Consider the following 13,460-nt stretch of genomic DNA (forward strand, 5'->3'; position numbering starts at 1 on the left):
AAAACCCGATGTTACCGCAGGATGACGCGGGTACACGGCCTGATCCGCCCAAATCGGCGTCCTCGCGCGGCAATCCCGGCCATCACGGGCACAATACGCTTGACCCACTGGCCCTGTCAGTCGATTTAGAGGTCTTGCGGCTGGTCACTTGGGAAATGTCGGTTAGACTGGCTGGAGGTTATTCATGCTTGGGCAAGTTTTGAATTAGGCCATCTTCATGATCAAAAAGGGAGTTTACCATGAGTGACAGTTTTCAGTATTACCGCGAGGAATTCTATAATGATTACCAGAGCGCTCTTTCTCACTATTCAGGTGGGCCAGGTTTGACGCCATCCAAAGAAGAAGCGTTCAGGTACTATGAGCATTTTGCAACCCATGGTGAAAACAAGCAATATTTTGGGCGGGTGGTAAAGTCTCAACATGGAGTAGGTGGCTTCACTCACCAAAAATACAAAGAGTTTGAACCAAAAGGGCAGGCTTTCAACCCGGGATCCAGTGCGGATTCGCAAGGTAAAGAGCACAATGGAATGATGTTTCACGATGATCAGTTCAAATATGCTTGGCTGAAAAAGCATGGTTGGACGGCCCTGCTTAATGATGTTTGGTTGATCGCGAACGCTCATAGGAAAAAGCTGTTTGAACCCGTTTCGGCGATAAACGACCTGAAAATTTATACAGGAGATGAGTTTATAGTCAGTGTTTTTGGCCGCGAATTGTGTGGCTTGCTTATGTCAGGATATATCCGACCAAATAAGGGAGCTTTTACTGCAACCCATGGTGAAGGCGACCACTCCGCAAGGCGCCTCTCATTGACTCACTACGCAAAAACAATGAACGCCATGCAGAAAGCTGGACAGTCAGAGTTCCAAAAATTCTTTGGAAAATACAATGTTTTTGATAAGTGAAGTATTTTAATTTTTGTCCTGACAAGATGTTCATCGCTTGAGCTATGCAGGCACGATGTTGTTGCCCTGCCAACAGAACGGGTGGCGTGACATGCCACCGTAGTCAAATGGTGGATTAAAATTCAAAGTCATGTGCTTTTCCGGTTACCCAGCCATCATTTGGCGGTCGAACAAAGACACGGACGATAGCGCCCCAACGTTTCAAACGGCACATCATATGAACATCACGACGGAGCGAGCGGCCCGGCAACCAGCACAGCCTCCGTCGGGGCGCCCGTGGGCGATCCACCATTCATACGGTTCCGCCCTTGGCCAGTTTGGCCATATCTGTCTTGTTTTTAGATCTTCATCCAAAAATTGAACGCGTTCAATCTGTGTAACCAAAGGGAAAATCGCAGAGCACGCCATGTGCTGCGCGCAAAATCGCAATGACGCAGCCCCATCCCTACTTGCGGCTGACCGATGCGATCCGATCGGCTTTGACGTCCCAAAGCTGACTTCCGCAGTTGGTTGCCATGCCACAACGCAGCTTCGCCAGACCGGCCAGTAGTGCATCTCGCACCTATTTCAGGTGGCATGTTCTACATTGATATTATTGGCGATCCCTGGAGGACTCGAACCCCCAACCTGCTGATTAGAAGTCAGCTGCTCTATCCAGTTGAGCTAAGGGACCGCTGGCGTGGCAATACGACAGGCGGAACGGGGCGTCAAAGGGTGATTGGAACGGGGGTCGGGATGGCTGCGTTGGGGTGACAGTCAATCGCAAGAAAGGACAGGCTCATGCGACTTACCCTGTTTGCTGCCGCCGCTACCGCCCTGTTGCCTGCGCTGCCGCTTGCGGCGCAGGACACGGCGCGTGCCATGGCGGCGGCCGATGTCATCAACCGAGACGGCGTGTCCATCGGCACGGTGACACTGACGCTGGAGCCGTCGGGCACCACGCTGGTCGAGCTTGAGCTGGACCCTGTCCCGCCAGGCACTCATGCGGTGCATCTGCACGAGACCGGGGATTGTTCGGCAGATGATTTCAGCTCGGCCGGCGGACATATCGCGGGTGACATGCAGCACGGCATCCGCGTCAATGATGGCCCGCATCCCGGCGATCTTCCGAACGTCACCGTCGGCGACACCGGCACCTTGATGGCCGACTTCTTCAACCCGCATCTGTGGATCGAGGAGATGATCCTGGACGAGGATGGTGCGGCTTTCATCATGCATGCCGGGGCTGACGATTATATCAGCCAACCCGCCGGAGACGCCGGTGAGCGGATCGCCTGCGGTGTCTTTACGAGCCTTTGACCGGTGGCTTCCGGTCCCGCGCCCGCGTCACAGCCTTCGTGTCATGAACACGCTGAGCGGGTCGTGGGTGTAATCCGCGAACGGGCCGCAACAGGAAAATCCGTGGCGTTCGTACAAGCGGCGCGCGGGGCCGAACATGTCACTTGATCCGGTTTCGAGGCTCAGTCGTTGCAGTCCGAGCGCCCGTGCTTCGGTCACCACGCGCTGAAGCAGGGCGGCACCCACGCCGAGGCCGCGTGCGTCGGACCGGGTGTGCATCGACTTGATTTCTCCATGCGCGGCGTCGAGCCGTTTCACCGCGGCGATGCCCAGAATCGTGGTGTCCATCCGCGCCGCGAATATGGATGCGCCGGAGGCGAAAAGCGCCTCCGCGTCCATCGCGTGGCAACTTTCGGCCGGGGTTTCGGCGCGCATCAGGTCGGCATGCCGGGACAGGAGGTCGGCGACGTCCCGGGTGGGTGCGACAACCGGAACGATGCGGAAGGCCCGCGTCAATGCGTCCAGGCACCTTTGCGATCGACCGCGAAATTTTCCGCGTAGCCGCGCGCCCGGATGTTGGGCTTGCGCTTGTTCGGGGTGAATTGGATCACCTCGATCCCATGCTCCTTGGCATAGGCCTTGGCTGCTTCCAGCGTTTCGAACTTGAGCTGTACCTGGCTCTGCGTGTCCGAGGACGAGGTCCACCCCATGAGCGGATCGATTTCCCGCGGGCTGTCCGGAGCAAACTCCAGAACCCAGTGCCGCGTCTTGGCGGATCCTGATGACATTGCGGTTCGGGACGGCTGATAGATACGGGCGCGCATGATTTCCCCTCTTCGATCTTTTCCCAGATATGGTCAAAAACCACCCCGCACGCAAGCCATCGCAGGACAAAACGATGTGCCGAGCCGGAAGGCGAGGGCGCAAGCAGTTTGGTCTTCACCAAAGAGCCGCGGGGAGCGAGGGAGGGTGTGTGCGACCCGGAAATGAATGTCCTCAACTGCTTGCTAACCATAGGTAGAGAGTGCCTATAGCTGTTAAAGAAAATTCGGGTCTTTCAGACTGTCGCACCCGGGCGATGGGAAACTGGCAAAAAGCCAATCACATCGGGCTTTGAACTGTCCTGGCACGCCCTGTGCGACTCAGGTTGCAATTCCCGGTGGCGCCCCCCATTTTTGACTTTCATCCAGAGCATCGCAGTTTCTCGATCAACCCCGTTGGATCCATCCGGTGAGCCATGTCAGATAGTCAGACCCTTCACGCCCCCGCCCCCGATGTCCGCGCCCGCGAGAAGCTGGAGGGGGGAATCCGGTTCCGGATGAACACCGAGTTCGAGCCGGCCGGCGACCAGCCGACCGCGATCACCGAGCTGTCTGCGGGCGTGGTCGATGGCGAGCGCGATCAGGTCCTGCTGGGGGCCACCGGCACCGGCAAGACGTTTACCATGGGCAAGGTGATCGAGGAAACGCAGCGCCCGGCGATTATCCTGGCGCCGAACAAGACGCTCGCGGCGCAGCTTTATGGCGAATTCAAGGGGTTCTTCCCTGACAACGCGGTCGAATATTTCGTCAGCTATTACGATTATTACCAGCCGGAAGCATACGTCCCGCGCAGCGACACCTATATCGAGAAGGAAAGCCAGATCAACGAACAGATCGACCGGATGCGCCACTCGGCGACACGGGCGCTTCTGGAACGCGATGACGTGATCATTGTTGCGTCGGTGTCGTGCATCTATGGCATCGGGTCGGTGGAAACCTATGGCGCGATGACCCAGGATCTGCATGTCGGCAACAGCTATGACCAGCGCAAGGTCATGGCCGATCTCGTGGCGCAGCAATACCGCCGCAACGATCAGGCGTTCCAGCGCGGATCGTTCCGCGTGCGCGGCGACAGCCTCGAGATTTTCCCCGCCCACCTGGAAGACCGGGCCTGGAAACTGTCGTTCTTCGGCGACGAGCTTGAGGCGATCACCGAATTCGATCCGCTGACCGGTCAAAAGACCGGCAATTTCGAGCGTATTCGCATCTATGCCAACAGCCACTATGTGACCCCGAAACCGACGATGCAGCAGGCTGTGATCGGTATCAAGAAAGAGCTGCGCACGCGGCTTGACCAGTTGGTGGCAGACGGCAAGCTGCTCGAGGCGCAGCGGCTTGAACAACGGACGAATTTCGACCTCGAAATGCTCGAGGCCACGGGCGTCTGCAACGGGATCGAGAATTATTCGCGTTACCTCACGGGGCGCGCGCCGGGCGAGCCGCCCCCCACGCTGTTCGAATTCATCCCCGATACCGCGATCGTCTTTGCCGACGAGAGCCACGTCAGCGTTCCGCAGATCGGTGGCATGTACAAGGGTGACTTCCGGCGCAAGATGACGCTGGCCGAACACGGGTTCCGCCTGCCGTCCTGCATGGACAACCGCCCCCTCAAGTTCGAGGAATGGGACGCGATGCGCCCGCAATCGGTGTTCGTGTCGGCGACGCCCGCCAAGTGGGAGATCGAACAGACCGGCGGTGTGTTCACCGAACAGGTTATCCGCCCCACCGGCCTTCTGGACCCGATTGTCGAGATCCGGCCGGTCGAGACGCAGGTCGATGATTTGCTGGACGAGGTGCGCAAGGTGGCCGCCGACGGCTATCGCACCCTGTGCACGACGCTGACCAAGCGGATGGCCGAGGACCTGACCGAATACATGCACGAACAGGGCATCCGCGTGCGCTACATGCACAGCGACATCGACACGATCGAACGGATCGAGATCCTGCGCGACCTGCGGCTGGGTGCCTTTGACGTGCTGATCGGCATCAACCTTCTGCGCGAGGGGCTGGACATCCCGGAATGCGGGCTTGTGGCCATTCTCGATGCCGACAAGGAAGGGTTCCTGAGGTCCGAAACCTCGCTCATCCAGACCATTGGCCGTGCTGCGCGCAACTCAGAGGGCCGCGTCATCATGTATGCGGACCGGATCACCGGCAGCATGGAACGTGCCCTGTCCGAAACCGACCGGCGCCGGGCCAAGCAGATTGCCTATAACGAGGAGCACGGCATCACGCCGGAGACGATCAAGAAGAATGTCGATGACATTCTGCAAGGGCTCTACAAGGGTGATGTCGATATGAACCGTGTGACGGCCAAGGTGGACAAACCGCTGGCCGGGGCCAATCTGCAAGCGGTTCTTGACGGCTTGCGCACGGATATGCGCAAGGCGGCGGAAAACCTTGAATTCGAGGAGGCCGCCCGCCTTCGGGACGAGGTCAAACGGCTCGAAGCGGTTGATCTGGCGGTTGCAGACGATCCCTTGGCGCGGCAGTCGGCGGTCGAGGCGGCAGCGGATGCAGCCACCAAATCGTCTGGCCGATCAACCGCCGGCCGCCCGGGCCAGCGCGGTGGCAACGTTCAGCGGCGCAAGAAACAGTAACGCCGTATCATCCCGCCCGCGGGGACCTGCGCGGGTGGTTCGCCTGCCATGGCGTTCCAGCGTGGTGACACATGGTTGTTGCGCGGACCTGCCGCTTGCGTCGTTCAAGCCCGGTGCCGAGGCCATCGCGGAATGTCCGGTTGAACAGCGTGGACCCGCACAGGGCAGGGGCCGCAAAAAGCCCCCGCGCAACCCGCACGGGGGCTGTCCAGTTCAGGTCAGAGACGTTTACTGGAGATCAGCCGCATAGGCGTCTGACAGCTCTGCCTCGGCCTCTTCGACCGCCGTTGTCAGAGCGTCGTAGATTTCCGGACCGCCTTCGACGTTTTCCTGGAACCATTCGAAGACCGGCTGTGCCGCCTCGCGGAAGGCTTCTTTTTCGTCAGGGCTTGGGACATAGAGATCACCGCCGCCTTCGACGAATTCCTGGTACGCCTGGATCGACTTGCGCTTGGGCGAGGCGAAGGTCGCTTGCTGAAGCGCGGCAAAGCCGTCCACCACGACGCGGCGGAGGTCCTCGGGCATCTCCATGAACTTCTGGTTGTTCATCACCCAGATGGCGCCCATGTACGCGTGACCGTCGAGCGTGACATATTCCAGGCCGGCATCCGGGAACTTCATGCCCATGATATCGGTGATGCCGTTCTTGGACCCGTCAACGACGCCGGTCTGGAACGAGGTAAACAGCTCGGGCCAGCTGATCGGTGTCGGGGATGCGCCCATCGCCTTGACGACTTCCTGCGGCAGGTCGGCGACCACTGTGCGGATCTTGAGGCCTTCGAGATCGTCGGGGCTGGTCACGCGGCGCTGCGTGTTCGCGAAGTTGCGCCAGCCGCCGGTGTTACCGATGGTCATGATGCGGATCGTGTCGCCCGAATCCTCAAGCGCCATGTCCCGCATGGTGCGGGTGAAATCGCCCGACAGAACGTGTTCGGCGACGCGATCGTTCGACATCAGGTAGGGCAGGTCGAGCACCTGGACGTAAGGAAAGATGCCCGCGGCCCCGCCCGAGGTTGTCACGAACACATCGATGGACCCGTCCGAGACGCCCTGGAGGCATTCCGCGCCGCCCGAGCAAAGCTGCGTGCCGATGAACAGCTCGACCTCGATGCGCCCGTTGGAGGCGTTTTCCACGTGGTTCTTGAAAACCACGAGGCCGTCATAGTCTTCGTCGTTCTCGTTGGAATTCGCGGTGGCGCGGATCGTGAAATCCTGTGCCGCCGCCGTTATCGCGCTTCCGGCGAGCAGTGCGGCTGTCAGCGCCGCCGTGGTGAGACCTTTGAGCATGAGTTTCCTCCCTGTTGCTTTCTGTGGTCGGTTACACGGGCCATGTGACCCGAAGATGTCAGTCCGCGAAACCTGTCAGGCGCGGAACGGTCATGGATATCTCGGGGACAAATGTGATCAGGAAAATGACGAAGATTTCAACGGCCAGGAACGGCAAAATCGCCTTCGAGATCGTTTCAACCCGTTCTCCGGACACCGATGAGGCGACGAAAAGTACCAGACCCATGGGCGGTGTCGCCAGCCCCACGGTCAGGTTCACGGACATGATGATCGCGAAATGGATCGGGTCGACGCCAAGATCGACAAAGATGGGTCCGAGGATCGGACCGAGGATGATGATCGCTGGCCCGGCATCGAGGAACATCCCGACGACGAACAGAAGAAGATTGATCAGGAAAAGCAGGATCAACGGATTCTCGCTCAGTCCGAGGATGAACTCGGCGAGGATCTCGGGGGTATGCGACAGCGAGACCACGGTCTTGAACGCCATCGCAGCGCCCACCAGCAGCAGCACCGTGGCCGATGTCATGGCCGCCCGCATGAAGACATCCGGCAGGTCGGAGAGCTTCAGCGTGTTCAGGATGAACATGCCGACGATTATGGCATATCCCACCGCGACCGCTGCCGCTTCGGTGGGTGTGAAAACACCGGCCAGGATACCGCCAAGGATGATCACCGGTGTCATCAACGGGAAGAACGCCTTGAGCGAAGCCTGCCCGCGTTCGCCCCAGCTGGCCTTGCCGCGTGAGGCGGGGAAATCGTGCTTGTCGGCTTGCAGCTTGACCATGACCATCAGGCCGGCACCGACAAGAATACCCGGCACGATACCGGCCAGGAAAAGGGCCGCGACCGATTCGCCCATGACATAGGCATAGATGATCATGATCCCGGAGGGCGGAATAACCGGACCGATGACCGAAGACGCGGCGGTGATCGCGGCAGCGAACTTGCGGGTATATCCTTCTTTCTCCATCGCGGGGATGAGCATGGACCCGAGCGCCGATGTGTCGGCGACAGCAGAGCCCGACAGGCCTGCGAACAGCATCGAGGACAGCACGTTCACATGCGCCAGACCGCCGCGGAAATGGCCCATCATCGCCTGGCTGAACTCCACCAGCCGCATCGTGATGCCGCCGCGGTTCATCAACTCGCCCGCCAGCATGAAGAACGGGATCGCCATCAGCGGAAAGCTTGCCATGCCGTTATAGACATTGCGGTAGAGCAGGATCAGGTCGCGTTCCTGCCCGTTTAGCCACAGAAGAAGTCCCGGTGCCGCGAGCATGCCGAAAAAGACTGGCAGGCCGATCATCAGGAACACGAGGAAGAGGGGCAGGAACCAGACCAGCATGCGCTTATTCCACCGTCAATTCGGCATCGAGATTGGAGCGCAGGCGGTCTCCTCCTCCGGCCAGGGTTATGATGTTTCGCAAGACCAGCTCGATATTGACGATGAAGAGCAGCCACAGCCCCGTCACGAGAGACGCGATCTGCCAGCTGTTGGGCATCTTTTCCCAGCCGTCGAGGGTCGGATACTTGAGCGAGGCGCTTTTGAACTTGCCGGCAAGGCTGTTCATCTCACCAAGCCCCATCTGCGCCCCGATGACCAGCACCGCGCCAGAGATCAGCAGCAGCACCAGCGCCAGAACAGCGGCCGCGCGGGTCGGGATCGCGGCCGTGAGGATTTCAAGCGCCACGAAGCCGCCGCGCCGATAGGCCGACGGCGCGATGGCGGCGGTCATCCACAACATCAGGAAGATTGCCAGCTCTTCGGGCCACGGCAGTGCATTGCCCAGCACGTAGCGGAAGAACACCTGCAACAGGATGGCACAGACCATCAGGCCAATACAGAAAATGGCAAGCGTGCGTCCGATGCGAAGCACGATGTCATTGAATATCTGCAACGGGGCAAGCAGCCCCAACAAAATGGCCATCCCTGACCTCCTCCCTGTTCCACACCGGCCTCCTCCGCCGGCGGCCCCGTTTCTTGCCTTGTCGGGGCGAGCTATGTCGCTTCAGTAAAGCCTCCGTATTGACCGCTGTAAAACAAAAGCGGCGCGCCCTCCCGCGACGTGACCCGCGTGACGCGGGCGACAACGATGGTGTGGTCGCCGCCGTCGTGTTCGGCGGTCTTGGTACATTCAAACCGGCTCAGGCAATTGTTCAAAAGCGGCACATCATGCGCGCCATTCTCCCATTCGAATTGGTCGAAGGGGTTGCCATTGCGGGCAAACGCCGTGCACAGCGCGGTCTGTTCGGCGCCAACGACGTGGATCGCAAAGTGATCGGCCGCCATGAAGAACGGATAGCGACTGGACGATTTGGCCGGGGACCACAGCACCAGCGGCGGGTCCAGCGACAGGCTGGCAAAGCTGTTGGCGGTGATGCCCAGCGGCCCGTCCCCCGTGTTGCAGGTGATGACCGTCACACCTGTGCCGAACCGGCCAAGCGCATTTCTGTAATCGCGAGCGGTCTCGTGCGAGGGTTCAAAACTGTGCGTCAAGGCGTTCATCGCTGGTATCAGGCCACTTCATGTCCAAGGGCGTGCGTGTAAAGGTCAAACCATGTCTCCCGATTGATCTGGATTTTGGCAGCATCGCCGATGCGGGCGATACGGTCCAGATTGTTGGTCCCGAGAACAGGTAGAATGCGCGCGGGATGCGCCAAGAGCCACGCGACCGCGACAGCGGCCTCGTCAACGCCGTGATCGGCCCCAACCGTCTTGAGCGCGGTGCGCAGTGCGGCATTCCTGGCCTCGAAAAGCGCTCCACCACCCAGGGGCGACCATGCCATTGGAGGCTGGCCGTTCATCTGGTGGAAGGCGATATCGCCGTTCGTGAACGGCGCATGGTGCAGCAGGCTGATCTCGATCTGGTTGGTGACAAGTGGCTGCTGCATCGCGGATTGAAGCAGGTCCCAATCCCACGGGCGGAAATTCGATACCCCGATGGCGCCGACTTTGCCGCTTTTGACGATGTCGTCCAGCGCGGCTCCTGTTTCGTGGTGGTCCATCAGCGGATCGGGGCGGTGGATCAACAGCAAGTCGATATGGTCGATCTTCATCAGCCGCAGCGAATGGTCGACCGAGGACAGGATATGTTCGCGGGACGTGTCGTAGTGTTTCACCTTCGCGTCGGCGTAGCGCCCGGCGGGGGCGACGATATCGCACTTCGTGACGATCTCGATCTGGTTGCGCAGCTCCGGCGTGAGGGCGGTGCCCAGGATCTCTTCGGCTTCGTAGCCGCCATATATGTCGGCCTGATCCATCGTGGTGATGCCCTGATCGAGGCAGGCGCTGATCTTGTTGCGGATGTGGCCCGTGCTGGTGTCGGCATCGTCGCCTAGCCGCCACATGCCATAGACAAGGCGGCTCAGGTCAAGGGCGTCGTTGAATTTTACGCGGTCCATCAGCGGCGGACTCCATTTCCAAGGGGGGTTGCAGGGGTGCCGTCCGGCACGCGCCCGTATTCTTCCGGCAGCGAACAGGTCTTCATCTGGGGCAGCACCCGAGACCCGAAATGCCTGCATTCCTGGGTATGCGGATATCCCGACAGGATAAAGGCGCGGATACCCATTTTCTGATACTCTTCGAGTTCGGACAGGACCTGATCGGTGGACCCGACAAGCGCCGCCCCGCAGCCCGACCGTGCCCGGCCGATGCCGGTCCAGAGATGCGGTTCGACAAAACCTTCCATATCCGCCAGGTCGCGGTTTCTGGCCTGATGCGACACGCCCAGCGATGTCGAATCAAGGGCGCGGTCACGAATTGTCTTGCCCTGCGCGTCGTCCAGCCTTGACACGATATGCGCCGCGTATTCGCGCGCCTCGGCTTCGGTGTCGCGGGCGATGACATGCACGCGCAGGCCATAATCGAGAGTGCGGCCATATCGGTCGGCCACGGCATGCACGTCCTTCATGCGCTGGGCCAGCGCCTCTTTCGGTTCGGGCCACATCAGGTAGACGTCGCAATGTTGCCCGCAAAGTTCCAGCGCCGAGGGGGAGTAGCCGCCGAAATAAAGCAGCGGACCGCCGGTCTGATACGGTTTGGCGGGATCCGTGGTGAGGCCTTTGAAATTATAGATCTCACCCTCGTAGTTGATTTCATCCCGGGTCCAGGCTTGTTTCAGAATCTCGACCACTTCGCGCGACCGCTGGTAGCGGAAGGCCGAGTCCTCTTTTTCGCCGGGAAAGTCGCTGCTGATGATATTCACCGTCAGCCGCCCTTCCAGCATGTGATCCAGGGTCGCGATCGTTCGGGCCAGCATGATCGGTTGCATCTCGCCGCAGCGCACGGCGGCCAGCATGTTGATCTTGTCCGTGATCGGTGCGCAGCCCGCGACGAAAGACAGCGTGTCCTGGCCCACCTGGTAGGACGAGGGGCACAGAATGTTGCGGAATCCCTGGCGCTCGGCTTCTTTCACGATGCCGGAGCAATGCGCAAAGCTGGACCGTAGATCGCCGTCAGGCACGCCGAGAAATTCGTAGTCATCCGAGCACAGCGCCGAGAACCAAGATACCTCTGCCGCGTCCAGGTCGGGAGAGGTGATTGGCACGATGGTCATAAGGTGTCTCCGAAAAGCATGAATTACCTCTTGCGTAGCACCGTCAAAAATGTAGATCAATAGTGTATCAATTACCCGGGCGACGAAATGACCGACACCTATGCCCTGCCGAAATATGTCCAGATCAGCGAATTGCTGATCCGGGACATTCAGGCCGGGCGATTGGTCGATGGAGAACGGCTGCCGCCCGAACGCGACATGGCTGCCGGGCTTGGTATCTCGGTCGGGACGTTACGCAAATCGCTGGAAGAGTTGACCGCCCAGGGCCTGCTGGAGCGGGTGCAGGGGTCGGGCAACTATGTGCGTGCCCGCCCGGATGCGCAATCTGTCTATGCTTTCTTCCGCGTCGAACTGCGCGAAGGCGGCGGGCTGCCAACGGCGGAGGTGCTGTCGGTGGACACGCTTGTCAAACCTGACGGCTTGCCGCGCTTCGGTCAAAGTGACCGGGGCCACCGCATTCGTCGTTTGCGGCGCCTGAACGGGACACCGGCGGTGCTCGAGGAGATCTGGCTGGATGGCAGCCATGCCGACAGCATTGACGCGGTGGCGCTGCGGGAGTCGCTTTACCTCTATTATCGCGAGGCCCTCGGTCTCTGGATCACCAGGGTGGAAGACCGGCTGGATCTTTCCCCGGTTCCGGACTGGGTGCCGGATGCCTTCGGCCTGCGCGCGGGGCAGGATTGCATGCGCGCCTCGCGGATCAGCTATGGCCCGGACGGAATGTCCGCCGAAGCCTCCTGGAACTGGATCGACACAACTGTCGCAACCTATGTTGCGCGGATTACCTGAAGGACGAGCATGACGATCATCAACTACGGCATTATCGGATGCGGCATGATGGGGCAGGAGCATCTGCGCAACATCGCGCTTCTGGACGGCGCGCGGGTGGCCGCGATTTTCGAGCCTGACGCGATCATGGCGGCCGCTGCCAAGTCGATCGCGCCGGATGCCGTGCTCTGCGAGACGCTGGATGCGCTGCTGGATCGGACCGATCTGCATTGCCTTCTGGTGGCCAGCCCGAACCATTGCCATGTCGCTGCGCTGGAGCAGATCGCAAAATGCAATCCGCTGCCGCTGCTCATGGAGAAGCCGCTGTATACGGACCCTGCCGATCTGGCGCGGATCGACGCGATTGCCGCGCACTATCCGGCGCCGATCTGGGTGGCGATGGAGTATCGCTACATGCCGCCGATCAAGGTCCTGGCCGAAGAGGTGCAGCGCGCCACCGGCGGGGTGAAGATGCTCACGATCCGCGAACACCGCTTTCCGTTTCTGCACAAGGTGAATGACTGGAACCGGTTCAATCGCAACACCGGCGGCACGCTTGTCGAGAAATGCTGCCACTTCTTCGACCTGATGCGTCTGATCACAGGATCGGACCCGGTCCGCGTCACGGCAAGCGGGGGACAGGAGGTGAACCACCTGGAAGAGCGATACGAAGAGCAGATCCCGGACGTCTGGGACAGCGCCTATGTCATCATGGACTTTGCCAATGGCACGCGCGCGATGCTCGAACTGTGCATGTATGCCGAAGGCTCGCGCTTTCAGGAAGAGATCAGCGCGGTTGGTCCCGACGGCAAGATCGAAGCGCTGGTGCCGGGGCCGGGCCGGTTCTGGCCCGCCCATCTTGGGGCGCCGCCGGTGCCGCAAGTGATCATCAGCCCGCGTCATCCCAAGGGGCCGCAGACTGTCGAGATCGCCGTTGACCCCACGATCCTTGAAGCGGGCGACCACAATGGGTCCACCTTTTATCAGCATGTGCGGTTCCTTGATCTGGTGCGCAATGGCGGCGATCCCGAAGTGTCGCTTCAGGATGGCGCATGGGCCGTGCGCATGGGGCTCGCGGCGCAGAAATCAGCCAGAAACAAGGCAGTTGTCGACAAAATCTGACAATTGTTTGACCGGGCTTTTCGCGCAACACTTTGCAATAAAGCCATAAAAACGGGAAACTGCCTTATTCTCTGCTTTTATCGAAAGATATTTTCCTGTATCCGAAAGTAGAGCAAAAAA

At 60.1% G+C, this 13,460-nt stretch carries 13 protein-coding genes and 1 tRNA gene; 5 read left to right on the plus strand and 9 right to left on the minus strand.

The genetic code is table 11. The annotated features are described in order from the left end of the window. The first annotated feature begins 239 nt into the window (after positions 1 to 239). A complete protein-coding gene (locus LCF59_RS00960) occupies positions 240 to 905 on the plus strand; it encodes a hypothetical protein (protein ID WP_292284711.1) in 666 nt (221 codons plus the stop codon). 596 nt (positions 906 to 1,501) lie between these two features. Here LCF59_RS00960 and LCF59_RS00965 read toward each other — a convergent pair. Then, positions 1,502 to 1,578 (minus strand) — tRNA-Arg (locus LCF59_RS00965). Positions 1,579 to 1,685: 107 nt separating this feature from the next. Here LCF59_RS00965 and LCF59_RS00970 point away from each other — a divergent pair. Further along, positions 1,686 to 2,204 (plus strand): superoxide dismutase family protein, encoded by a 519-nt coding sequence (locus LCF59_RS00970; RefSeq protein WP_292284713.1) that lies wholly within the window; start codon positions 1,686 to 1,688, stop codon positions 2,202 to 2,204. Between the two features lie 27 nt (positions 2,205 to 2,231). Here LCF59_RS00970 and LCF59_RS00975 read toward each other — a convergent pair whose 3' ends face one another. Together LCF59_RS00975 and LCF59_RS00980 are read right to left on the minus strand one after the other, a co-directional pair. After that, complete coding sequence (locus LCF59_RS00975; RefSeq protein ID WP_292284716.1) at positions 2,232 to 2,699, minus strand: GNAT family N-acetyltransferase; 468 nt, start codon at positions 2,697 to 2,699, stop codon at positions 2,232 to 2,234. Next, entirely contained in the window at positions 2,696 to 3,007 is a 312-nt protein-coding gene (locus tag LCF59_RS00980; protein WP_292284718.1) for an ETC complex I subunit, read from the minus strand. The genes LCF59_RS00975 and LCF59_RS00980 overlap by 4 nt, the downstream gene beginning before the upstream one ends. A gap of 413 nt (positions 3,008 to 3,420) precedes the next feature. Here LCF59_RS00980 and uvrB point away from each other — a divergent pair, with 413 nt between their 5' ends. After that, the gene (gene uvrB / locus LCF59_RS00985) at positions 3,421 to 5,604 is read left to right on the plus strand and encodes an excinuclease ABC subunit UvrB (protein WP_292284720.1); all 2,184 of its coding nucleotides are present in this window, start codon (positions 3,421 to 3,423) and stop codon (positions 5,602 to 5,604) included. Positions 5,605 to 5,832: 228 nt separating this feature from the next. Here uvrB and dctP read toward each other — a convergent pair whose 3' ends face one another. The 6 genes from dctP to LCF59_RS01015 all read right to left on the minus strand — a co-directional run bounded on the left by dctP (position 5,833) and on the right by LCF59_RS01015 (position 11,450). Continuing rightward, positions 5,833 to 6,891 (minus strand): TRAP transporter substrate-binding protein DctP, encoded by a 1,059-nt coding sequence (gene dctP / locus LCF59_RS00990; RefSeq protein WP_292284721.1) that lies wholly within the window; start codon positions 6,889 to 6,891, stop codon positions 5,833 to 5,835. Between the two features lie 58 nt (positions 6,892 to 6,949). Continuing rightward, entirely contained in the window at positions 6,950 to 8,239 is a 1,290-nt protein-coding gene (locus LCF59_RS00995) for a TRAP transporter large permease (protein WP_292284723.1), read from the minus strand. 4 nt (positions 8,240 to 8,243) lie between these two features. Next, on the minus strand, positions 8,244 to 8,822 hold the full coding sequence (locus tag LCF59_RS01000; RefSeq protein ID WP_292284725.1) for a TRAP transporter small permease: 579 nt from the start codon (positions 8,820 to 8,822) through the stop codon (positions 8,244 to 8,246). Between the two features lie 71 nt (positions 8,823 to 8,893). After that, positions 8,894 to 9,400, minus strand: coding sequence for a flavin reductase family protein (locus tag LCF59_RS01005; RefSeq protein WP_292284727.1), 507 nt, complete (start codon positions 9,398 to 9,400; stop codon positions 8,894 to 8,896). 8 nt (positions 9,401 to 9,408) lie between these two features. Further along, on the minus strand, positions 9,409 to 10,296 hold the full coding sequence (locus LCF59_RS01010) for an aldo/keto reductase family oxidoreductase (RefSeq protein WP_292284728.1): 888 nt from the start codon (positions 10,294 to 10,296) through the stop codon (positions 9,409 to 9,411). Continuing rightward, positions 10,296 to 11,450 (minus strand): LLM class flavin-dependent oxidoreductase, encoded by a 1,155-nt coding sequence (locus LCF59_RS01015; protein ID WP_292284729.1) that lies wholly within the window; start codon positions 11,448 to 11,450, stop codon positions 10,296 to 10,298. The genes LCF59_RS01010 and LCF59_RS01015 overlap by 1 nt, the downstream gene beginning before the upstream one ends. Positions 11,451 to 11,537: 87 nt before the next feature. On the opposite strand from LCF59_RS01015, the gene LCF59_RS01020 reads away from it, so the two are divergent. Both LCF59_RS01020 and LCF59_RS01025 read left to right on the plus strand, forming a co-directional pair. Continuing rightward, complete coding sequence (locus LCF59_RS01020; protein WP_292284730.1) at positions 11,538 to 12,239, plus strand: GntR family transcriptional regulator; 702 nt, start codon at positions 11,538 to 11,540, stop codon at positions 12,237 to 12,239. 9 nt (positions 12,240 to 12,248) lie between these two features. After that, positions 12,249 to 13,340, plus strand: coding sequence for a Gfo/Idh/MocA family oxidoreductase (locus tag LCF59_RS01025; protein ID WP_292284731.1), 1,092 nt, complete (start codon positions 12,249 to 12,251; stop codon positions 13,338 to 13,340). Positions 13,341 to 13,460: the final 120 nt, after the last annotated feature.

Origin of the sequence: Marivita sp. (genome assembly GCF_020055675.1) — a bacterium.
Classification (GTDB): domain Bacteria; phylum Pseudomonadota; class Alphaproteobacteria; order Rhodobacterales; family Rhodobacteraceae; genus Marivita.

Bases quoted from the DNA above. Each gene is read 5' to 3' on its own strand.
- LCF59_RS00960 (WP_292284711.1), top strand. From the start codon at position 240: ATGAGTGACAGTTTTCAGTATTACCGCGAGGAATTCTATAATGATTAC.
- LCF59_RS00970 (WP_292284713.1), top strand. From the start codon at position 1,686: ATGCGACTTACCCTGTTTGCTGCCGCCGCTACCGCCCTGTTGCCTGCG.
- LCF59_RS00980 (WP_292284718.1), bottom strand. From the start codon at position 3,007: ATGCGCGCCCGTATCTATCAGCCGTCCCGAACCGCAATGTCATCAGGA.
- uvrB (WP_292284720.1), top strand. From the start codon at position 3,421: ATGTCAGATAGTCAGACCCTTCACGCCCCCGCCCCCGATGTCCGCGCC.
- dctP (WP_292284721.1), bottom strand. From the start codon at position 6,891: ATGCTCAAAGGTCTCACCACGGCGGCGCTGACAGCCGCACTGCTCGCC.
- LCF59_RS00995 (WP_292284723.1), bottom strand. From the start codon at position 8,239: ATGCTGGTCTGGTTCCTGCCCCTCTTCCTCGTGTTCCTGATGATCGGC.
- LCF59_RS01000 (WP_292284725.1), bottom strand. From the start codon at position 8,822: ATGGCCATTTTGTTGGGGCTGCTTGCCCCGTTGCAGATATTCAATGAC.
- LCF59_RS01005 (WP_292284727.1), bottom strand. From the start codon at position 9,400: ATGAACGCCTTGACGCACAGTTTTGAACCCTCGCACGAGACCGCTCGC.
- LCF59_RS01010 (WP_292284728.1), bottom strand. From the start codon at position 10,296: ATGGACCGCGTAAAATTCAACGACGCCCTTGACCTGAGCCGCCTTGTC.
- LCF59_RS01015 (WP_292284729.1), bottom strand. From the start codon at position 11,450: ATGACCATCGTGCCAATCACCTCTCCCGACCTGGACGCGGCAGAGGTA.
- LCF59_RS01020 (WP_292284730.1), top strand. From the start codon at position 11,538: ATGACCGACACCTATGCCCTGCCGAAATATGTCCAGATCAGCGAATTG.
- LCF59_RS01025 (WP_292284731.1), top strand. From the start codon at position 12,249: ATGACGATCATCAACTACGGCATTATCGGATGCGGCATGATGGGGCAG.